The sequence below is a fragment of the Pseudomonas sp. NBRC 111130 genome, assembly GCF_001320485.1.
Lineage (GTDB): Bacteria > Pseudomonadota > Gammaproteobacteria > Pseudomonadales > Pseudomonadaceae > Aquipseudomonas > Aquipseudomonas vlassakiae.
This window is the reverse complement of the sequence record NZ_BCBG01000110.1, coordinates 1-1,412: the sequence shown is the minus strand read 5'-3', so window position 1 is coordinate 1,412 and position 1,412 is coordinate 1. Positions and strand designations below refer to the sequence as shown.

2 protein-coding genes and 1 pseudogene are annotated in these 1,412 nt (G+C 47.7%); all 3 read right to left on the bottom strand.

Features of this window, described 5'->3' with window-relative positions:
- Positions 1 to 195, bottom strand: a pseudogene (locus APH33_RS26165) (RHS repeat protein); the annotation flags it as partial.
- Between the two features lie 150 nt (positions 196 to 345).
- On the bottom strand, positions 346 to 810 hold the full coding sequence (locus APH33_RS27315; RefSeq protein WP_156352058.1) for a hypothetical protein: 465 nt from the start codon (positions 808 to 810) through the stop codon (positions 346 to 348).
- Positions 804 to 1,412: RHS repeat-associated core domain-containing protein (locus APH33_RS27060; protein ID WP_177332448.1), on the bottom strand; the 609-nt coding region annotated here is incomplete at its 5' end. The genes APH33_RS27315 and APH33_RS27060, both read right to left, overlap by 7 nt.

Genomic DNA, 1,412 nt, shown 5'->3' with positions numbered 1-1,412 from the left:
GCGCGCGGTGCGCATCAGGCGGGTGGTCTGGCCTTTGCCATCGGTGTGCGTCAGCACCTTGCCCAGGGTGTTGTAGGTGAAGGTCTCTGCAGTGCCGTCCGGGTGGCCGATGCGTAGTACTTCGCCGTCCGGTTTGCGCTCCAGCGAGGTGGTCTGATTCAGCGCATCGGTCACTGCGACGAGGTGGTCACGCTCGTATATGACCACCCTTAAAAGCTCAGTTTTTAAAGATCGGAGGTCACCCTGAGTAAATCAAAGCCGTTACTTATCATTAAGAAAACATCAAAAAGCGCTATAAGTTATCAAGATCACAACTCTTTAGCAGCTTTGTCAAGGCGCGGCACATCATTCAGATACACGCCCATATATCACCTGTAGTTGCGCCAAATATTTCTTAACTCCAGGAATTCGAATAGATTTTAAGTATCCCTCCAATGCATCCAAATCAAAGCTTAAAAAATGCAACTCAATTAAATATAGATTCAGAAAATTTTGATAAAATGGATGCGTCTCTAAGACCACGTCATCTTCATCTTCTGGACTCTTGCCTTCTTGCTCATCAGGCACCCCGCTTAACAACTTAAGTTTTTCTGCAATGTAGCGACAAATCAGATCAGCATCCTGAGCGACAGCAACCAGCGCAGCCGGCTCAAGCCTTGCCAGATTTAACTTATTGGCATCAAGCTGAAGAACCACGTCGGGGACAGGATCAGAATTAACCCGCAACCTTAATTTTCCAACAACAGCACTTAACAAATTCATATACACTTTGCCATTGATCCAAGCACGAATATCCTCTACATCTACCATACGTCAAGCCCCTTAATAATCCTAACCAAGTCACTGCCTACATGCCTGAACGGGTCAACCGCTTCGTGCTCCCAAGGTGTCAGAGCGTCCAGATTTTGCGTCTTATGCACTCCGTCACCACCTATTCGCTGCGGAATGTCCCTATGATGTAGCTCCATCGAAACGTCTTTGGTCTGTGGAAGTCCCGTTCTTCTGTTAATCACTTCTACAGTTATTTTTGGTGCTTTACCGTCTGCCATACTAGCCATGTTCGCAGCGGAGTATGTTCTCGTAGGCGCTTTAGCTTCGGCTTTCCAGTAGTTCCTCCGGGCACTACTCCAACATTCCCAGCCCCAAGGATCAAACCAGCCAGTTGGATCAGGCACATAATGATATAGATTGAACCCACCATCTATACCGATTGGATCCTGGGTGATGAATCGCCCTACTTCAGAATCATAATATCGGAACGTATTATAGTGCAGCCCCGTTTCATAATCGAAATACTGCCCTTGAAAGCGCAGTTCTTGCTCAACCTCATCAACAGCCAGTTGCTCCACTGCCCCCCACGAACGATACGTCGCCTGCCAAACAATCGTGCCATCACTGTCCGTCAATTCCAG